This is a genomic window from Pokkaliibacter sp. MBI-7 (genome assembly GCF_029846635.1).
In the GTDB taxonomy this organism is placed as follows: domain Bacteria; phylum Pseudomonadota; class Gammaproteobacteria; order Pseudomonadales; family Balneatricaceae; genus Pokkaliibacter.
In genome coordinates this window covers 173,970-193,665 of record NZ_JARVTG010000001.1, presented here as the reverse complement: position 1 = coordinate 193,665, position 19,696 = coordinate 173,970, and the positions used below count along the sequence as shown (strand labels likewise).

The window sequence follows — 19,696 nt, the reverse complement described above, 5'->3', positions numbered from 1 at the left end:
CTTCTGCCTGAGGACAGTTCCCAGAGGGCAGATTTGTTGCGCTGCTGCTGGAACCTCCTGCTAGAATGCGCGCTTTGCTAATGACAGTGAGTGCGAGCGCATGACCGCGGGGCTGCAAGCCGATAACACCACCCTGGCGCAATTAGCGCGCCTGCAGTTGTCACGATTTCCCGATAATGATGGCAGTGAGTTACTGCCCTACGATGCCGCTGACAGCTATTTACTGGAGCAGTTACAGTTGTTGCTGCCTGACTGGCCTCAGCGCCGAATACTGGTAATCAATGACCAGTTTGGTGCTCTGACCTTGAGCCTGACTGTAGCGCAACCAACGTCGGTTACCGATTCCTTTCTGGCCCAGCAGGGCTGTTTGGCCAATGCCAGGATCAACTCCCTCGCGACACCCGCAGTGCAAAGCGTCCTGCAACCGCTGGAAGGGCGTTATGATGTGGTGCTATGGCGCCTGCCAAAAAGTCTGGCGTATATGCAGGACCAGATCCAACGCCTGATCGCTCCCCATAGTGATGAGCAGACCTTGCTGCTGGCGGGTGGCATGGTGAAGCATTGGGCCAATGGGCATTTTGCCCAGCTGGCTTCATTAGGTGATGTACAAAAAGGGCTGGCAGTACGAAAAGCACGGGTGGTGCAGATTGTGCTGCAGCAAGAAAAGCTCGCAGCTATCCCTGAGCCTACCCTGCAGGAATATACCGTAGCGGATTATGGCGTATATCTACGGGAGTACGCCAACGTGTTTTCCCAGGGGCATCTGGATATTGGTAGTCGCTTCTTGCTGGAGAATTTGCACCGTCTGACGATTAAGGCGGTACAACCGGTGATCGCTGATCTTGGCTGCGGCAACGGCATTCTCGGCGTGCTGGCGGGTCGACGTTTTGCGGAGGCTGAGCTGCATTTTTATGACGAGTCCTTCATGGCTTTGGCTACTGCCGGGCTGAGTACTGAGGCCAATCTTCCGGGCAGGGAGCACTGTCACTTTCATGCGGGGGATGGTCTGGCTGAGGTGACCCCCGGCAGTGTCGATGTGGTACTGAATAATCCTCCTTTCCACCAGCTGCAGGTCGTGGGGGATCATATCGCCAGACGCATGTTTGCTCAGGCGCACCAGGCATTGCGTGACCAGGGGGTACTCTGGGTTGTGGCCAATCGCCACCTCGGCTACCACCAGCGGCTGCAGCAGCTGTTTGGTAACGTGAGGCAGATCGCCGGCAACCCCAAGTTTGTGTTACTGGAGGCTGTTAAAGACAACAGTTACGTGCCCTCACGGCGTTTCGTCGAGCACGACAAAGGACACAAAGGTCAGCAGCAGCGAAATCGTCAGCACCGCCGGCCAGCTGCCAAGCGTTAACATCAGAAGACCCCCGCCAATCCAGATATTTTTGACAATGCCTACCTTGCGGGCGTGGCGCTGGGTAAAAACGCGGCCATAGAAATGGTGTGGGTCATTGCGGTAAGAAGACATCCAGGGCAGAACAAACCAGTTGCGAACAGTGATGACCAGTTGAAGCAATGCAGACATAGGGCGCTCCCGCTCTGAGATCAAAGCAGTGGTTGCACATTGGTCGTAAACAATGTGTGGGTCGTTGACCTGTATTGGCTGGCAATACAGCAGAGTTAATTATTGTTGTGGCTCTGTGCCGGGCCGACGTCTCGAGAAGGGACATCCTGCCGCAGTTCAGTAAGTGTAGTGCCTATGCAGGCTGACGGCAGGAAATCCAGCGGTGATTGACGCCATTCCTTGAATGAGGCGTCAGCGCTGTGCTGCGTGAGAGAGTTCGCAGTGGACTGGCCGGGAAGTTTACGATCCACTTGATGGCAGATCGTAAACTCTGGCGGAGGGTGGGAAGGTTTTGCGAGTTACGAGAAGCTGATATCAACCATCAGATCATTGGCAATAGCTTCCAGTCGTGACTGCAGGACGTCCAGCTCCAGTTGGCCGGGGAGCGTCAGATGTGCTTCTGCACGGAATAGCGGCTCTGCCGTCATCGAGCTGCTTTCTACACGGGTCGTCAAGGTGTCGACGTTAATACCGAGGCTGGCCAGCACCGTGCTGACTTCACTGACGATACCGGGCTTGTCGTGACCTACCAGCTCCAGTTCAACCTGTTTGGGTTCCGCTTCCTGTTGTGACTGTGTGCCAGAAGCCATGTTCACTGTCAGCCCGTCGACAGCCAGGCTCTCCAGTGCTTTCTTCAGTGCATCTGCTTTGTCATCAGCCAGGGTGATGCGGATGATGCCAGCGAAGTGACCTGCCAGACGTGACAGGCTGCTTTCTTCCCAGTTGCCTCCATGCTGCTGGACCTGCCTGGCGATACGTTCCACCAGACCAGGGCGGTCGGTGGCCATGACGCTGAGAATCCACTCCATAAACTACTCCTTCACGATCAGGGATGATGGCTGATTGAGCCGATGATGGTTATAATGCGCACCTTTTTCTCGCTGCTTTCTCGTACCATTCCTGGAAGCGTTGCACGGGTGAGTTTCAGGAAATCGTTGCGGTCGACTCTTACCGCCTCTTCCACGCTCAGTGCACGCCGGGTCTCGGGGAAAGCGTATGGGAAATACTGTAGCTTTCCCTCTCAGCCTTGTCATGGTCATTGTGGTGAATGATCGGGCTGCAAGAAGGTCAAAAAATTCATTCAATAACCTTTCCCTGCATGGTATTCGCCCGGTGGGGAGAGATGAGGTAGCGTCGTGAGTATTCAGTGGTTTCCCGGACATATGCACAAGGCCCGCAAGGATATTGCCAAGGCCATGCCCGATATCGACGTGGTCATTGAAGTCGTCGATGCCCGTATACCTTACTCAAGCTCTAATCCCATGGTACGCCGGCTGAGTGAAGGCAAACCGATGATCAAGCTGTTGAATAAAAGCGATCTGGCTGACCCTGACATGACCAGTCAATGGGCCGAGTGGTTCAAACAGCAAGATCAGACACTGGCGATGGCCGTGCGTATGGATCAGCCCAACTCCGTCAAACGTCTGCCGCAGCTTTGTAAGGAGCTGGTGCCGGGGCGGGCTCAGGCGGGGCGCAATGTACGTGCCATGATCATGGGGATTCCCAACGTGGGTAAGTCGACACTGATCAACACCCTGTTCGGGCGCAAGATCGCCAAAGTGGGTAATGAGCCAGCGGTCACCAAAGCCCAGCAGCGTGTGTTGCTGCAAAACGGCATGGCACTGCATGACACGCCGGGAATGCTTTGGCCCAAAATTGAGGATGTTGACGCCTCATACCGACTGGCAGCCACCGGCGCAGTGCGCGATACTGCCATGCACTATGAAGAAGTTGCCTTGTATACCGCCAAGCTGCTGATGCAGCGCAGCCCTGATGTACTGCTCAAGCGTTACAAACTGACCAGCCTGCCTGACAATGAACAGGCGTTGATCGACGCTATCGGTCGCAAGCGTGGTTGTCTGCGGGCAGGGGGAATCGTCGAGATGCATCAGGCATCGGAGATCCTGATTCAGGAGCTGCGTAACGGCAGTCTGGGACTTTTCACCCTCGATACGGTAGAAGAGTGGGAAGCCAAAATTCAAGCTGAGGCGGAAGCGGCAGCCGCTGCCGCCCTGGCAGAAGATCAACAGCAGGGTGATGATCCCCTGCGCGAAAACGCACATTCAGTTGACGGTGCGGAAGAACAACAGGAATCACAGGCATGAGCCGTAGTAAGAAAAGCCGTGCAACGGCAATAGAGCGCGAAAAAGAACAGCGCAAGAATCCCCATGAAAAGCCCCAGCGTCGTGATGCTAATCCAGATCTGAAAAAGCTCTTCAAGCAGCGCTGGCTGGACAAGAACAAGCGAGTCAAGTCGGTCTATCAGAAAGCAGTTGATGCCGATGAAGCCGCTGAAGCTGCCGGTAAAGGTCAGCATCAGCGTGCCACTCCGCGTCGCCAGCAGGTACTCGACAATCTGGCACGTCTGCAACGTGGTCTGCCGGTGTCTGCGCAGGAAATGGACAAACAGATCAACAAGCGGGTGCAGAAGGTTGTCACCAAGGCTGAACCTGAATGGAAGGTTCAGCCGCCGTTCCCAGGCGCAGAAAAAGATCAGCGCCTGATGTCCATTCTCAAGAGAATGAACGAAGGACGTAACATCAGCGAAGAAGATATGAATTACTTCGACGACGTCATCATGGCCCATGAACAGGAAGTGAACTGGGTTGATGAGGAAGGTAGTGATGATCTGTGGGATGCGTTCGAACGCAGTGGCAAGGGCCCGCGTTAAGTTCTGCTTCCTGCAAATACTGGTCATTGACACGACTCCCGCAGCCGCAAGGCTGACGGGAGTTTTTATTTCTGGGAGGGGAGTCAGGGCCGGGCGTTAGTTCTTTTGGTAACCCAGGACTGGCACATGGGGTTCACTTCCACATACACGGTGTAGTAATAGTCCTTCCATTTCACGAACACCTCAATTTCCCGGTAACCGGTACGATGCAGCTTCTGCATCTTGCTGGCCTTGAAAGTCGTAGTGTATTGCCTGCCGCCAGCACCCTGGCTGACGTAGTTCATGGCTGTGTTCTCTGCTCCCTTGATGGAGTTGTCCAGATCACAGAAGAGCGGTACAGCCTGTGTCGAAGTAAATGGCAGAAAGCAGACCACGGTTGCTGCCAGAGCGCGAAGGAGTTTACCCGGCAGGGGGCGACTAACTGTCAGTTTCATTCACCTGAAACAGATAGGCAGGCAGCTGTTTAAGTTCAACCATCTGGGACGTGGGCTGGGCTTGGCGCACTTGCTGGGTGCTACTCTGCAGCTGTTGCTGCTCCTGGGCCAGCGCATCGTAGGCCGCTTGTGAGATTTTGACCACAGTGGATGGGCGATCTTCAATATTGATCTGGCCGACACCGGTCTGAGGCTGCTGCGCATTGACCTGGCTGATGGCCTGGGTGGATTGCAGCGCGCTCGTCTGGCTGGCGCCAAACAGATTACTGAAGAGAATGCTCATTGATGTGCTTCAACTACGTCAGGGGGTGTTGCATTGCTTACTGTACGGGCAATGGTAGTCCAATTTGCATCGAACTCAACCAATACTTGCCTGCACCCTGTGCCGTACCGTTTGGGTTAGTGACGCACATAGATGGCTTCGACGATACGAATTCGCTCCTGTTGCAGGTTGAGCAGAATATTTTCCGCCATCTGCCGGAAGTTATGCCCCAGTACCCAGCTGGGCGAGAGACCACGAGCAGAGCGGGAGTCCGCACCATGATTGAGACGCCATGCCAGCGCCTCCTCGGTAACATCCTGCCAGTGCAGCTGCGTGAAGCCTGCGCGATCCATTCTGCTTTGCAGTACTTCGCTGGTGGTCAGAAAGCTGTTACTACCATCCATGGCCCAGGGGGTAGGGTAGAGGCAGGGTTGCACTGGCCCGGCAATCACCTCATGCATGGCGAGTAAGCCGGAAGGTTTGAGTACGCGCTGGATTTCCGCCAGTACCTTATCGACCTCAGGCATATGCATCAGGCAATGCTGGCTGATCACCAGATCGAAACTGTAGTCGGCAAAGGGTTGCTGAATGGCGTCACCCTGAACAAAGGTGATGTGCTCGTTCAATGTCGGAAAGAATTGGGTCAGTTGCCCGGCCAGCTCACAGAACTCACCGCAATAATCCATGCCACTGACCTGACAGCCAAACTTCTCTGCCAGCATGCGGCTGGTACCACCCAGTCCGCAGCCCATGTCCATTACCCGATGTTCTGCTTCCAGATGCAACTGTTCGAGCAGACGAGCAGTTGCATCACGCCCACCGATATGCAGCTGATCAATACCCGCCAGTGTGCTGGTTTTTTGGGGCGGATTGGCGCGGAGATGGTCCAGGATGCGAACCTGATCAAGGTGGGAATGGTAATGCTCTAGTTCTGGCGCAAGCATGTTGTTATGGCTCGTGACCTGCAATTGAGGCGGAGAGTGTATAGGTCATTGATGACAGAGCGTTGACGGGTATCAAGCGCGTTCGCATTCACTGACCCACTATCTGTTAGATAAACGTAGCTGTTAGACGAACGATAGTGGTATGACCTCACATATAGATAAAAACTTAGCAAATATGGGACCAACAACACTCAAGCTCCACTCCATCCCCGTCATTGGGTGTGATCTGCTGCATTTTCGCAGTCTTTGTCAGGTTGGCCGGTCTGCGTAGAAAGGTAACAGCGCTTTATCATTCCCACGCTTGCCGTCAGCACTCCCAGGCTCTGGTATACGCCTCGAAAGCGGGCAGCTTTCGCTGTCTGGCGTTGTGGATAAGCGCTGTTTTGGTTCGCTACACGAATTATCGCTGCTTGCTACCTCCGCTCGTTACCCGGCTGAGCTGAGGCAGCCTGCAACGGCTTGTCAGCTGAGTGACTTCAAACCCAGCTCTTCGGTGCTGATTTCGCGCATCCTGAACTTCTGAATTTTGCCGGTCACTGTCATGGGGAAGGTGTCGACGAACTTGATGTAACGCGGGATCTTGAAGTGGGCAATCTTGCCCTGACAAAAACCCTTGATATCGTCTTCGCTGGGCGAATGGCCCGGTGCTGGCTTGATCCAGGCGATGATCTCTTCGCCGTATTTTTCGTCCGGTACGCCAGTCACCTGCACGTCTGCAACATCAGGATGGGTGTAGAGGAATTCCTCAATCTCGCGGGGATACACGTTCTCGCCGCCGCGAATGATCATGTCCTTGCTGCGGCCGACGATGCGGACATAGCCTTCCTCATCCATCACCGCCAGATCGCCGGTGTGCATCCAGCCTGCCTGATCGATGGAGTCCTCGGTGGCCTTGGGGTTATTCCAGTATTTCAGCATGACGCTATAACCACGGGTACACAGCTCACCAATTTCGCCACGAGGCATCAGGCTGCCGTCCGGGCCAATGATCTTGTTTTCCAGATGCGGCTGGGTGCGGCCGACAGAGCCTACCCGCTTTTCCAGCGGATCGTGACTGCCAGTCTGCAGTGATACCGGGCTGGTTTCCGTCATGCCGTAGGCGATCTGCACACCGGCCATATGCATGCGCTCGATGACTTTCTTCATGACTTCGATGGGGCAGGGCGAGCCTGCCATGATGCCAGTACGCAGGGTGGAAAGGTCGAATTGTTCAAACTCGGGGTGATTAAGTTCAGCGATAAACATGGTGGGCACGCCATACAGGGCGGTGGCTTTTTCTTCTGCCACGGTTTGCAGTACGGCCAGCGGATCAAAACCATCCCCTGAATAGATCATGGTGGCGCCATGGGTTACACAGCCCAGGTTACCCATCACCATACCGAAACAATGATAGAGGGGGACAGGAATGACCAGTCGATCCTGATCGGTAAAGCCCATACTTTCCGCGACGAAGAAGCCATTGTTGAGAATGTTGTGATGGCTGAGTGTGGCGCCTTTGGGAAAGCCCGTAGTGCCGGAGGTGTACTGGATATTGATCGGGTCATCAAAGCTCAGATCTGCCTGAGTACGGGATAGTTCTTCGTCACTGACGGAGTCGGTGTGGGAGAACATATCCTGCCAGCGCAGCATACCTGCCCTTGTCTCCTGACTCAGCGTGATGATGCCGCGCAACTCAGGCAGCAGTTCACACTGTAATTGGCCCGGTTGACTCTCAGCCAACCCCGGAACCAGCTGGTACAGCATCTCGGTGTAGTTGGACGACTTGAACACATCAGCACTGACCAGCCAGCTGCACCCTGACTGCGTCATGGCATATTCCAGCTCGTGCAGGCGATAGGACGGGTTGACGTTGACCAGAATGGCGCCAATCTTGGCGGTGGCAAACTGAGTGATACACCATGCCGCGCAGTTGGGTGACCAGATGCCCACGCGTTGTCCCTTCTTGACGCCGAGTGCCAGCATCGCGCGAGCGCAGCGGTTTACTTCCTGCTGCAGCTGGCGGTAGGTATAACGCAAGGGTTTCTGGTCACGCTGCTGGTGGCGTACCACCAGGGCTTCGTTGTCAGGGTAACGGGCGACTATCTTGTCAAACAGGTCACCAATGGTGTCACCCAGGAGAGGCTTGCTGCTGACAGCGCTGGTGTAGCTGAGCGTGGAGCCGGACATGGTACTGATCCTCATGGCTATTATTTTTATACTGCGGATAAGCTGATCAGGTGCTGATCATCACCGTGGCATAACGGTGGTCAGCACCCCCGTAATACTGCACTCTGTAAAACACTTTTAGCGCGGGATTATCCTTCGGCTCTGGCCAGTAACGCCTTACCTACTCTGGAGTTGTAGGGGCGTTTGAGCGACTCGCTGATATAGCGGCCAGCCTGTACCAGTACCGACAGATCAACACCGGTTTCAATTCCCAGTCCATGCATCAGGTACACGACCTCTTCGGTCGCCACGTTACCTGTGGCGCCTTTGGCATAGGGACAGCCTCCCAGTCCGGCGACGGCAGCGTCGACCACATTGATCCCCTGTTGCAGCGAGGCGTAGATATTGGCGATGGCCATGCCATAGGTGTCATGGCAGTGCACCGCCAGTTTGTCCACCGGCACCACCGCAGCGACCGCATCCAGCATGGCGATAAAGGTCGCAGGTGTGCCGACACCAATGGTGTCGCCGAGGGAGACTTCATAGCAGCCCATATCGAACAGCGCCTGAGACACGCTGGCGACGGCGGCGGGGGCAATAGCCCCTTCATACGGGCAGCCAATCACCGTGGAAACATAGCCCCTGACGGGGACGCCAAACTGTCTGGCTTTTTCCATCAGTGGCTGGAAGCGCTCCAGGCTTTCGGCAATGGAGCAGTTGATATTCTTCTGGCTGAAGCTCTCGGAAGCAGCGGCAAAGACGGCGACTTCCTCGACACCGACGCTCAGGGCATCTTCAAGCCCCCGCAGATTGGGGGTCAGTGCGCTATAGGTGACCCCTGCACGGCGTTGCAGCCGCTGAAACAGCTCTCTGGAGCCTGCCATCTGCGGTACCCATTTGGGTGACACGAAGCTGCCGCTTTCGATGACCTGCAATCCGCTATCGGCCAGCCAGTCAATCAGGGCCAGCTTGGTATCAACACTGACGGGTTGAGATTCGTTTTGCAGGCCGTCACGAGGGCCTACTTCAACAATGCGCACCTGCTTGGGTAAAGACATATCAGACGCTCCAGCGTTGCTGCTCCGTGGGTTAACCCTGGTTATCGAGGGGGGTGAAGGCAAGCAGTTCATCGCCCTCATTCACCCGGTCACCTGCCTGAAAGTAAATTTCATCCACCACGCCTTGCTGTGGTGCACGAAGGGTGTGCTCCATTTTCATCGCTTCCACCACAATCAGCCCTGTGCCGGTGTCTACCTGCTCGCCAGGGCTGACCAGTACCGCGACCACGGTTCCGTTCATGGGAGCAGACAGGCTGGCATCATGATGATGCGTGCTGATGGCTGCCTGAACGGGAGGTAACAGCGTCACGGTGGTGCCCTTGTGGCCATTGAACAGGGTCAGTGCTGTACCTTCATCCTTTTGCTGGCGGTGGAACTGCCAGCGCTGCCGATGGCTATCAAGGATCAGCACCAGCTGCGACTCCTCATCCTCACCCGCAGCGTTGTCAATGTGGGCTGAAACGTCCAGCTCGCTGCCATTCAGCATCAGCTGATAGCCTTGGCCACGGCGTGTGGCACTGACCTGAAGCTCCTGCTCGTTCAGCAGCAGGCGCAGTTGCTGTCGGGCTGGCGCATTGAGGCGCCAGGCGGGTGACTGCTGCCAGGGATCGTCGTGGCGCTGTTGCTGCTGGTCTAGCACCACCACCATGGCGGCAGCAACCAGTATCGTTTGCTGATCGGTGTTATGGGCAGCAAACAGGGTATCGCGATGCCGCTCAATGAAGCCGGTATCCAGTTCAGCGGCAGTGAAAGCCGGATGGCCGGAAAGGCGACTGAGAAAGTCCAGATTGGTTTTTACCCCGCTGATCTGATAGGCCGCCAGCGCCTTGTTCAGACGGTTGATCGCCCGCTCCCGGCTGGTGTCCCAGACGATGAGTTTGGCAATCATCGGATCGTAATAAATGCTGATGTCATCACCCTGACCCACACCGGTATCGACCCGCACGTGGGCATCGGTGGGGGGCGTACGCAGATAGTGGATATGGCCGGTAGCGGGGAGAAAGTCGTGGTCAGGGTCTTCGGCATAGACACGAACTTCAATGGCGTGGCCGTTGATCTGCACCTGTTCCTGACATAGGGGCAGGGGTTGGCCGGTAGCCGCCAGCAACTGCCATTCCACCAGATCCAGCCCGGTAATCATCTCGGTGACAGGGTGCTCGACCTGCAGGCGGGTGTTCATTTCCATGAAGTAGAACGAGCCGTCCTCATCCAGCAGAAACTCCACTGTTCCGGCACCTACATAGCCGATGGCTTCAGCGGCACGAACTGCCGCCTGACCCATGGCCTGACGCAGTTCTGCCGTCATGCCCGGAGCAGGAGCTTCCTCGATCACTTTCTGGTGGCGGCGCTGTATAGAGCAGTCACGTTCCGCCAGATACAGGGTGTGACCAAGCTGATCAGCAAATACCTGAATCTCCACATGGCGCGGGCGCGTCAGGTATTTCTCTACCAGCATGTCACTGTTACCAAAGGCGTTCTGTCCTTCACGACGCGCTGCCTGCAGCGCTTCTTCAAACTCGTTGGCTTGCCAGACCACACGCATGCCTTTACCGCCACCGCCCGCTACGGCCTTGAGCAGCACGGGGTAGCCGATGCGTGAAGCTTCAGTCTTGAGCAGGGCGGCGTCCTGATCGGCGCCGTGATAACCCGGAACCAGCGGTACACCTGCTTCTTCCATGATCGCCTTGGCGGCACTTTTGGAGCCCATAGCCTCAATCGCTGCAGCGGGCGGCCCGACGAAGATAATGCCGGCATCATGGCAGGCACGGGCAAAGCCTGCATTTTCCGACAGAAAGCCATACCCCGGGTGAATGGCATCGGCCCCGGCCCGCTGGGCTGCCGCCAGAATCACATCCCCACGCAGATAGGAGTCCTTGCTGGGAGCCTCACCGATATGGAAGGCTTCGTCAGCCATTTGTACATGTGCAGCATTGGCATCGGCACTGGAATAGACAGCGACGGTGCGAATGCCAAGGCGTCGAGCCGTGCGAATTACGCGGCAGGCAATTTCACCCCGGTTGGCAATCAGCAGTTTGCTGATCATGCGGTTTGCAGTTGACTGGGACATCAGGGTGTCTCCTTGGCTTTGCTGTCGCCTGCAGGTCTGGGAAGGCGACAGCTCAGGTCTCTTACAGGTCGGTGTACGCTATCTGTGTTGCCGGATGCTGCGTCAAAAATGGGCTGAAAAGGCTCATTTAGCTTACTAAACTGCGCTTTTTCGGCTGTCTCTTTCTTGCTTCGGCACTTCGATGCGTTTTTCAGCGACCTGCTCAATTTTTATTTTTTGGACGTTACTCTGCCGTGTTTGACGACAGGTCAGCTCAATGCTGGCGCCAGGCTGGGGCTCGCTTTTCAAGGAAGGCGCTCAGTCCTTCCTGACCCTCCACCGACACCCGGATATCAGCGATACGCTGGCTGGTATCCTGCAGCAAGGCCTGATCAATCGGTTCGCCGCTGACACTACTGATAAGGTGCTTGGCAGCGCTGATGGCTGCCGGGCTGTTGCCGAGCAGGGCTTTGAGCAGAGCATCTGCTTCTGCGGCCACCTGATCAGCCGGTACACAGCTGTGTGCCAATCCCAGTTCTACGGCTTTACAGGCATTGATGACTTCTGCCGTAAGAAAGTAACGCCGTGCCTGACGCTCACCGATGGCGCGCAGTACAAAGGGCGAGATAGTGGCCGGGATGAGGCCGATACGCACTTCACTGAGGCAGAAGCTGGCGTTGTCGGCAGCGATCACCATGTCACAGCAGGCGGCCAGCCCGACTGCGCCGCCGTAAGCCGCGCCTCGTACCAGGGCAAGGGTCGGTTTGCTCAAGCTGTAAAGGGTGTTCATCAGGCCAGCCAGCGCCAGCGCATCAGTGAGATTCTGCTCATGGGTGTAGGCTGCCATGCGCTTCATCCAGTTCAGGTCTGCCCCGGCACTGAAATGCTCACCCGTAGAGGTCAGCACCACTGCACGCACGGCGGCGTTGTTGTCGGCTTGCTGCAGGGCATCGGTCAGCTGGCTGATCAGGCTGTCATCGAAGGCATTGCGCTTGTCTGGCCGGTTCAGGGTCAGGGTCAGTACGCCGCGGTCATCCTGATGCTGCAAAAGCGCATGCGAAGCCGGGTCGGCAGCTGGCGTGAAAGTGTCAGTCATGGCCCGCTCCTTACATGCGGAACACGCCGAAGCGCGTTTCTTCAATGGGTTTGTTCAGTGAGGCGGACAGTGCCAGACCCAGTACTTCGCGTGTCTGTGCCGGATCAATGATGCCGTCATCCCACAGGCGGGCGCTGGCATAGTAAGGGTGGCCCTGATGTTCGTACTGATCGACGATGGGCTGTTTGAAGGTCTGCTCTTCTTCTTTGCTCCAGGACTGGCCATTACGCTGCATGTTGTCGCGCTTGACCTGTGCCAGTACGTTGGCAGCCTGCTCACCACCCATCACGGAGATGCGGGCGTTCGGCCACATCCACAGGAAATTGGGGTCGTAGGCGCGACCGCACATGCCATAGTTGCCCGCGCCGTAACTGCCACCAATCAGCACTGTGAACTTGGGCACCTGAGCACAGGACACGGCGGTCACCATTTTGGCGCCGTGTTTGGCAATGCCTTCGGCTTCGTACTTGCGGCCGACCATAAAGCCGGTGATGTTCTGCAGAAAAATAAGGGGGATCTTGCGCTGAGCACACAGCTCGATGAAATGCGCCCCTTTCTGTGCTGATTCACTGAACAGCACGCCGTTGTTGGCAACGATGCCTACCGGATAGCCATAGAGTCGGGCAAAGCCTGTCACCAGTGTGGGGCCGTAAAGAGGTTTGAATTCGTCGAAATCGGAGTCATCGACCACCCGGGCGATGACTTCATGGACGTCGAAGGGTTTGCGCAGATCAGTACCAACCACGCCGTACAGCTCTTCAGCCGCATAGCGTGGCGGCAGGGTGGGGCGGACATCCAGTTGTGCTGGCTTCTGATGATTGAGGCGACTGATGCACTGCCGTGCCAGTTGCAGGGCATGCTCATCGTTCTCGGCATAGTGGTCTGCCACGCCGGAAACTTTGCAGTGCACGTCAGCACCACCCAGGTCTTCGGCACTGACTTCTTCGCCGGTAGCGGCTTTGACCAGCGGCGGGCCGGCCAGAAAGATGGTGCCCTGATTACGCACAATAATGGATTCATCCGCCATGGCGGGTACATAAGCCCCTCCCGCGGTACACAGGCCCATCACCACGGCAATCTGTGGGATACCTTTGGCAGACATGCGTGCCTGATTGTAGAAAATCCGGCCGAAGTGATCGCGGTCAGGGAAAACTTCATCCTGATTGGGCAAGTTGGCGCCACCTGAGTCCACCAGATAGATGCAGGGCAGATGGTTTTTCTCGGCGATGGCCTGAGCCCGTAAATGCTTCTTCACGGTAATGGGATAGTAGGTACCGCCCTTTACGGTGGCATCGTTGGCAATGATCATGCACTCAACGCCGCTGACCCGGCCAATGCCGGCAATGACGCCAGCACAGGGAATCTCTTCGTCATACACCTCATAGGCAGCAAACTGGCTCAGTTCCAGAAAGGGGCTGCCCTGATCCAGCAAACGTTCCACCCGATCACGGGGTAGCAGCTTGCCGCGCGAGACGTGACGCTCCTGATAGCGGGCGCCGCCACCCTGATAGAGCCGTTGCAGTTTGGTGTGCAGGTCATCGACCAGAGTGCGCATGGCCTGCTCGTTATGGAGAAAGTCAGCTGCCCTTGGATTGATCTTGGAAGTGAAGATGGCCATGTGATGTTCCTTAAGTTGATTGCACAAGCAAATCCGTCGTTGATAGCGAGCGGCTGCGCTCCTGCAGGAACGTGTTCATTAGATGAATACGTTCCTGCAGGGCAGCCGCTGGATCAGTTGGACTCGTTGAACAACTCGCGGCCGATCAGCATGCGACGGATTTCCGAGGTGCCAGCCCCGATTTCATAGAGTTTGGCATCGCGCAGCAGGCGACCGGTGGGGAACTCGTTGATGTAACCGTTACCGCCCAGCAACTGGATGGCATCCAGAGCCACCTGAGTGGCTTTCTCGGCGGCGTAAAGAATGGCGCCAGCGGCATCCTTACGGGTGGTTTCGCCACGATCACAGGCGTGTCCTACGGTATAGACATAGGCTCTGCTGGCGTTGAGGGTCGTGTACATATCGGCCACTTTGCCCTGAATCAGCTGGAATTCACCGATGGACTGGCCAAACTGTTTGCGGTCGTGGATATAGGGCACTACCACATCCATACATGCCTGCATGATGCCGAGTGGGCCCGCCGCCAGTACGGCACGTTCGTAATCCAGACCGCTCATCAATACTCTGACGCCACCATTGAGCTGGCCGAGCACGTTTTCTTCCGGTACTTCACAGTCGGTGAATACCAGTTCGCAGGTGTTGGAACCACGCATGCCGAGCTTGTCGAGTTTTTGTGCACGGCTGAAACCGGGGAAGTCGTGCTCGACGATGAAGGCCGTGATGCCTTTTGAGCCAGCCTGCACATCGGTTTTGGCGTAGATCACATAGGTATGGGCATCGGGGCCGTTGGTGATCCACATCTTGTTGCCATTAAGGATGTAGCGATCACCGCGTTTTTCCGCCCGCAGTTTCATGCTGACCACATCTGAGCCTGCATTAGGTTCGCTCATGGCCAGCGCGCCGATATGTTCACCGCTGATCAGCCTGGGCAGGTACTTGGCTTTCTGTTCAGCGTTGCCGTTACGGTATATCTGGTTGACGCACAGGTTGGAGTGAGCGCCATAAGACAGGCCGACTGAGGCCGAGGCGCGGCTGATTTCTTCCATCGCCACCATGTGTGCCAGATAGCCCATTTCTGCACCACCGTATTCTTCGCTGACCGTGATGCCGAGCAGACCCATATCTCCAAATTTGCGCCACAGATCGTTAGGGAACAGGTTGTCGTGATCGATCTGCGCTGCGCGTGGGGCAATCTCGGCCTGGGCAAAGGCATTGACCTGCTCGCGCAGCATATCGATGGTTTCACCCAGACCGAAATTCAGGCTTTTGTAGGTGGAGATCATCTGGCATTACCTCACTGTTATTGTCATTAATTGTTATTGTCATTAAAGGTGGCGCTGTCTGGTGGCTCAGTGACAGCCAGTAATGTTACAGCCAGTGATTGTGCGCGGTGCGTCGTGCCTGCTGCGGTCACTGCAGACTTACAACTCCTGGCTCATCTCTGACTCATGTTCTTGCCCGGCAGGGAAGGTGTAGTCCAGTTCCTGCTCCAGAGCGTGACGACCCTCCTGACTCATGGAGTCCCAGCAACGTTTTTCAGCTGTCAGCAACTCGGAGCGGACAATCTGCAGATCCTGCAGCTGCTGCTCCAGCGTCGCCAGTTTGTCATGCACGATGTTGATCATGAGGGTCAGCTGTTTATCGTTGTTGGTGGCCGTGTCGTCATAAATGGCAAACAGCTCACGGGTATCCGCAAGGGAGAAGCCCAGACGCTTACCGCGCAGGGTCAGCTTCAGGCGTACACGGTCCTGCTTGGAATAAATGCGCGTCTGGCCCTTGCGCGTTGGAGTGAGCAGCCCCTGGTCTTCATAGAAGCGGATGCTTCGCGTCGTGATGTCGAACTCTTTGGCGAGTTCGCTGATGCTCCAGGTGGTTTTGCTCATAGCATTGCCTTAAATAGTGTTGATGCAAGATAGTTTAAGTTTACGTAAACGTAAACATTGCTGTGTTTAATTTGTCTCAGACTATGGTCTGAGTGTGTCGGAATGCTTAAATTTTAGACTAACGTCTAATTAAAACTGCCCGGGAAAAGGCTCATAGTATCCTCCATGCCGCTGAACGTTTACCTGAGCGTAAACGTTAGATAAAAGCAATAAGCGATGCTGGAAAAAATAAAAATAAAACCTCCGGAAACAGTTGGCATCAATGAGCACATTACTGTGCTAAGAACCCAGAGAACTTAAGCCCTAAGTCCTCTGGGTTTTTGCTATCTGGCGTCTGTAAAAACGCCGACACTGCTTCTCTTCCCAGACTTAAAAACCAGATACGCTACCGCAGCACACAGTGTATGAATGCAGTCCGGCATAGACGTGCAAATATTCTGCCTGTTGGCGCGAATTGTACGATTTAATCCGGGAAGAATATGCGAGCTTAGACCAAGGTCTAGTTAACAGTTACAGAGTATGTCGGCATAGTAGCACCCATGCCGCTGAGCGTTGACCACAACGTAAACGTGAAAAATAAAAATAAGTACACGATGAAGTTGATCAGGTCTGCGTCGAACAACAGCAATAAGCGAAACTAGAAATAATAAAAATAAAACCTCTGGTAGTCAGTGAGCATGAATAGGCGCAACAGGTGATTGACCTCTAGCGCTAAGAGCCCAGTCAACTTATGGTCGAAGCCTGGCTTAAGTTGACTGGGTTTTTTGCATTCTGCGTCAGCGAATTTCCTCCTTCTGCCATCATTCTCACTGTCTGTTGAATCGCACTGAATGAGTGCCGGTTGTCGTCTTCATCGCTTTGCAAACAAAGCGCTGACGTGACAGGCTTGCGTGCAGTTGACGCCCACCATCCTGTGACTGCCCCATGCCTATGGAAAATAGCCTGAGTATCCGCACCTATACCAAGCAGCAGCAAAGTCATGCCCATGATCATCATCAGTTGGTACTGCCCATTCGGGGTGTGATCGCGATTGAGCTGGAAGGCTATGCAGGCAAGGTGGGGGTAGGTGAGTGCGTGGTGATTCAGAGTGGCAGACAGCACCATTTTAAGGCTGACGAAGCCGCCCGCTTTATCGTGGCCGATCTGCTGCAGCTGCCGGACAATCTTTACTCCATCGCCAGCGCGGTGTTTTCTGTTTCAGCACCGATGCTGAGTTTTCTGTTCTTTGCCGAAAAGCAGCTGGAGTTTCAGGTGGATGAAGCACTTGAGGCGTCCATCCTGCAGCTGTTCATGCAACTGCTGGCTCGGCAGGGGGGCAGAGCACCTGTCGATCAGCGCATCAGAACGGTGCATGCCCATATCACTGATCACCTGGCCAGCAACCTGCAGATTGCTGAGCTGGCGGAAGCCGCGCACTTGAGCCCTACTCAGTTCAAAAAGCTGTTCAGAGAAGCGTTGGGTAGCAGCGTGCATCAATACATCACCCAGCTGCGCATGGAAAAAGCCAGGGCGCTGCTGACTCACACCGACCTGCCAGTGCAGCTGATTGCAGAACAGGTGGGATATAACGATGTGTCGGCGTTCATCCGCCGTTTCACTGCCTGTTTTGGCATGTCTCCCCGGGCATTTGCCAGATAGTGCCTGAGCACGTGTTCACGACCCTTTCAAAGTGCGGCTGATAAGCCGATAGATACGTCCGATCTGCACATTTTTATAAATTCCTTTTCAGTATGCTGTGCACCATGAACTCACCCATGAAGATGATGGATTCAGGTAATGGCACACAGTATTCATTTGGAAAAGCAGTCACGGCATGGTGTGCTGGCTGTCTTATTGGCCTCATTTCTCTGGGGGACGACGGGCACCGTAGCCAGCTTTGCATCCCAGCTCAGCCCACTGGCCATTGGCGCTTTCGCGATGGGGGTTGGGGGCTTGTTACAGGCGTTGCAGGCGCGTAGTCAGCTGCGGCAGAACATCGCCCAGTTGTTGCAAGTGAAGCCACGGTTGCTGCTCGGTGGCATGGCCATCGCGGTCTATCCGTTGGCTTTCTACAGCTCGATGAAGCTGGCAGGTGTGGCAGCGGGCACGGTGATCTCCATCGCAACGGCCCCTTTTGCAACCGTAGTGCTCGAATGTGTGCTGACCAGGAAGAGCTCCATCAACAGGCGCTGGCTGATCAGTTTTGCTCTGGGTGTGGTGGGCGTGGTGATGCTGACATCCGGCAATGCTGCCGATGCGGCAGAGGGACAGTCTCAAACCGTCGGAAAGATGATCGGCGTCCTGCTGGGGCTGGTCGCAGGGGTGGCATATGCCATCTATGCCTGGTTAGCCAAGTCTATGATTGATCAGGGCATTCCTTCGGAGTCGGCCATGAGTGGCATGTTTGCTATTGGCGCTGCGGTACTGATTCCCTCGTTGCTGCTCACGGGGCAGCACCTGTTTGCCAGCGTACACAACATTCTGGTGGTGTCTTATATGGCACTGGTACCGATGTTCATCGGCTATCTGGCGTTTGGTTTTGGCCTGCGTTATGTCAACGCCAGCAAAGCGACCCTACTCACACTGTTCGAGCCTGTCGTGGCAGCAGTGCTGGCGGTAGTGATTGTGGGTGAGCAGATATCCCTGCTTGGCTGGACAGGGATCGCTCTGATTATGTTCTGCCTGTTTCTGCAGGCGCGGGGTAGCTGATGGTCTGCTGACCGGTTACAGGCCAACTTCCTTCATTACCACATCCAGCACACGCTGAGTGTATTCCTGCTTTTCGCCAACCGGTGCGACGTAATGCAGGGCCTGGGTGGCGGCCTCCAGCCCTGCCATGCGCAGCATGACCCAGGCGGCGAGATACTGAGAGGCCAGGCAGCCTCCGGCTGTTGCGATGTTGCCATCGATATGCAGGGGTTTTTCCAGCACGGCAATACCTGCTTCCTCTACCCAGGGCCGTGTGGTGGTATCGGTGCAGCCCGTCAGCGATGGGATCAGCTGCAGTTTGGCCAGCAACAGGGTACCTGAGCACTGAGCGCCAATCAGTTGTCTGGCCGGGTCGAGCTGTAAACGGCCGAGGATATCGGGTGATCTGGCAATATCGCGGGTAAATATGCCGCTACCGAACAGCACAACATCCGCGCTGTTGGCATATTCCAGTGGCGCCTGTGCGTGCAGGGTGACGCCATTCATGGAGGTCACTTCAGCCTGCGGGCAGCACAGGCGAACCTCCCAGCCTGAGGGTTTCAGCCGATTGAGCAGGCCAAGTGCTACGAAAGAGTCCAGTTCGTTGTAGCCTTCAAAGGTCAGTATGGCGACTTTCATGATGAGTTCTGATGATTCCTGTCTGAGAACCTGATCTGTGCGCTGCGATGAGCCTGCTGCGCTTCCAGAGTAACCTGTACCCAGCGGATCAGGTTCACGTTCTCAGGTGGGAATACGCAATTGCCGCAGTATCCTCTGCATCAGCCAGGCGGGTCCAATCAGCAGAAACTGCAGATCCGTGAAAAAGGATGGGCGTTTGCCTTCCACCGCATGGCCAACAAACTGGGCAATCCACAGCACAACGAACAGGCCTGTGGCCAAATAGAGCAATGGCGCGGTTGCTGACAGCCAGTGGCATAGCATCAGACACATCCCCATAAACAGACACATCGCAATACCCAGCGGGCGTGACAGGCGCAGGTAGAACAGGGCCGCAGGCAGGGTAGCCAGGGTGGCCCAGTTCATCTCTGTTTGCTGCCAGGGGGTAGGCAGGCTCCATAACAGGGCAACCACGCAGAAGAAAATACCTGGAACCGCCATCCAGTGGATCAGTTTATTTGTCGGATGTTGGTGGCTTTCGCCATACAGAGACATCCATTGGGTCAGGCTGCGCATGGTGCTGTCCTTTTAGTGAATATTGTTTTGTTATAAATCAAGTGTGAAAAGGCTGCCAGCATGACATGCAAATATTAAGTTGACCTTTACGTAAAGGTGATGTGTTG

The 19,696-nt window shown here is 55.6% G+C and carries 18 protein-coding genes; 5 read left to right on the top strand and 13 right to left on the bottom strand.

Annotated elements, in window-relative coordinates:
• Positions 1 to 100: 100 nt before the first annotated feature.
• On the top strand, positions 101 to 1,360 hold the full coding sequence (locus QCD60_RS01035) for a methyltransferase (RefSeq protein WP_279781556.1): 1,260 nt from the start codon (positions 101 to 103) through the stop codon (positions 1,358 to 1,360).
• A gap of 509 nt (positions 1,361 to 1,869) precedes the next feature.
• Here QCD60_RS01035 and QCD60_RS01030 read toward each other — a convergent pair.
• Positions 1,870 to 2,379, bottom strand: coding sequence for an ACT domain-containing protein (locus tag QCD60_RS01030; RefSeq protein WP_104154858.1), 510 nt, complete (start codon positions 2,377 to 2,379; stop codon positions 1,870 to 1,872).
• A 327-nt stretch (positions 2,380 to 2,706) separates the two neighbouring features.
• Here QCD60_RS01030 and ylqF point away from each other — a divergent pair, with 327 nt between their 5' ends.
• Positions 2,707 to 3,675, top strand: a complete 969-nt coding sequence (gene ylqF, locus QCD60_RS01025) for a ribosome biogenesis GTPase YlqF (protein WP_279781550.1) — start codon at positions 2,707 to 2,709, stop codon at positions 3,673 to 3,675.
• Positions 3,672 to 4,241, top strand: coding sequence for a hypothetical protein (locus QCD60_RS01020; RefSeq protein WP_279781548.1), 570 nt, complete (start codon positions 3,672 to 3,674; stop codon positions 4,239 to 4,241). Before ylqF ends, QCD60_RS01020 begins: the two co-directional genes overlap by 4 nt.
• Positions 4,242 to 4,324: 83 nt before the next feature.
• On the opposite strand, the gene QCD60_RS01015 is transcribed toward QCD60_RS01020, so the two are convergent.
• The 10 genes from QCD60_RS01015 to QCD60_RS00970 form a co-directional block, all read right to left on the bottom strand.
• The gene (locus tag QCD60_RS01015) at positions 4,325 to 4,675 is read right to left on the bottom strand and encodes a hypothetical protein (protein ID WP_279781546.1); all 351 of its coding nucleotides are present in this window, start codon (positions 4,673 to 4,675) and stop codon (positions 4,325 to 4,327) included.
• The gene (locus QCD60_RS01010; protein WP_279781544.1) at positions 4,659 to 4,958 is read right to left on the bottom strand and encodes a hypothetical protein; all 300 of its coding nucleotides are present in this window, start codon (positions 4,956 to 4,958) and stop codon (positions 4,659 to 4,661) included. Before QCD60_RS01010 ends, QCD60_RS01015 begins: the two co-directional genes overlap by 17 nt.
• 116 nt (positions 4,959 to 5,074) lie before the next feature.
• Positions 5,075 to 5,881, bottom strand: a complete 807-nt coding sequence (locus QCD60_RS01005; protein ID WP_279781541.1) for a class I SAM-dependent methyltransferase — start codon at positions 5,879 to 5,881, stop codon at positions 5,075 to 5,077.
• A gap of 462 nt (positions 5,882 to 6,343) precedes the next feature.
• Complete coding sequence (locus tag QCD60_RS01000; RefSeq protein WP_279781539.1) at positions 6,344 to 8,047, bottom strand: AMP-binding protein; 1,704 nt, start codon at positions 8,045 to 8,047, stop codon at positions 6,344 to 6,346.
• A gap of 128 nt (positions 8,048 to 8,175) precedes the next feature.
• Positions 8,176 to 9,084, bottom strand: a complete 909-nt coding sequence (locus QCD60_RS00995) for a hydroxymethylglutaryl-CoA lyase (RefSeq protein ID WP_279781536.1) — start codon at positions 9,082 to 9,084, stop codon at positions 8,176 to 8,178.
• Positions 9,085 to 9,115: 31 nt separating this feature from the next.
• Positions 9,116 to 11,128, bottom strand: a complete 2,013-nt coding sequence (locus QCD60_RS00990; protein WP_279787860.1) for an acetyl/propionyl/methylcrotonyl-CoA carboxylase subunit alpha — start codon at positions 11,126 to 11,128, stop codon at positions 9,116 to 9,118.
• A gap of 277 nt (positions 11,129 to 11,405) precedes the next feature.
• On the bottom strand, positions 11,406 to 12,227 hold the full coding sequence (locus QCD60_RS00985) for an enoyl-CoA hydratase/isomerase family protein (protein ID WP_279781534.1): 822 nt from the start codon (positions 12,225 to 12,227) through the stop codon (positions 11,406 to 11,408).
• Positions 12,228 to 12,237: 10 nt separating this feature from the next.
• On the bottom strand, positions 12,238 to 13,845 hold the full coding sequence (locus tag QCD60_RS00980) for a carboxyl transferase domain-containing protein (protein ID WP_279781532.1): 1,608 nt from the start codon (positions 13,843 to 13,845) through the stop codon (positions 12,238 to 12,240).
• Positions 13,846 to 13,958: 113 nt separating this feature from the next.
• The gene (locus QCD60_RS00975) at positions 13,959 to 15,128 is read right to left on the bottom strand and encodes an isovaleryl-CoA dehydrogenase (protein ID WP_279781529.1); all 1,170 of its coding nucleotides are present in this window, start codon (positions 15,126 to 15,128) and stop codon (positions 13,959 to 13,961) included.
• A 138-nt stretch (positions 15,129 to 15,266) separates the two neighbouring features.
• Positions 15,267 to 15,728 carry a MerR family DNA-binding transcriptional regulator gene (locus QCD60_RS00970; RefSeq protein WP_279781527.1) on the bottom strand — a complete coding sequence of 154 codons (462 nt, stop codon included), beginning with the start codon at positions 15,726 to 15,728 and terminating at the stop codon, positions 15,267 to 15,269.
• 924 nt (positions 15,729 to 16,652) lie between these two features.
• Here QCD60_RS00970 and QCD60_RS00965 point away from each other — a divergent pair.
• Both QCD60_RS00965 and QCD60_RS00960 read left to right on the top strand, forming a co-directional pair.
• Complete coding sequence (locus QCD60_RS00965) at positions 16,653 to 17,366, top strand: AraC family transcriptional regulator (RefSeq protein ID WP_279781525.1); 714 nt, start codon at positions 16,653 to 16,655, stop codon at positions 17,364 to 17,366.
• 138 nt (positions 17,367 to 17,504) lie between these two features.
• Positions 17,505 to 18,416 (top strand): EamA family transporter, encoded by a 912-nt coding sequence (locus QCD60_RS00960; protein WP_279781523.1) that lies wholly within the window; start codon positions 17,505 to 17,507, stop codon positions 18,414 to 18,416.
• 15 nt (positions 18,417 to 18,431) lie between these two features.
• Here the strand turns inward: QCD60_RS00960 and QCD60_RS00955 are convergent, their stop codons facing one another.
• Complete coding sequence (locus tag QCD60_RS00955) at positions 18,432 to 19,034, bottom strand: DJ-1/PfpI family protein (RefSeq protein ID WP_279781521.1); 603 nt, start codon at positions 19,032 to 19,034, stop codon at positions 18,432 to 18,434.
• A 102-nt stretch (positions 19,035 to 19,136) separates the two neighbouring features.
• Positions 19,137 to 19,589 carry an Mpo1-like protein gene (locus tag QCD60_RS00950; protein ID WP_279781518.1) on the bottom strand — a complete coding sequence of 151 codons (453 nt, stop codon included), beginning with the start codon at positions 19,587 to 19,589 and terminating at the stop codon, positions 19,137 to 19,139.
• Positions 19,590 to 19,696 lie beyond the last annotated feature (107 nt).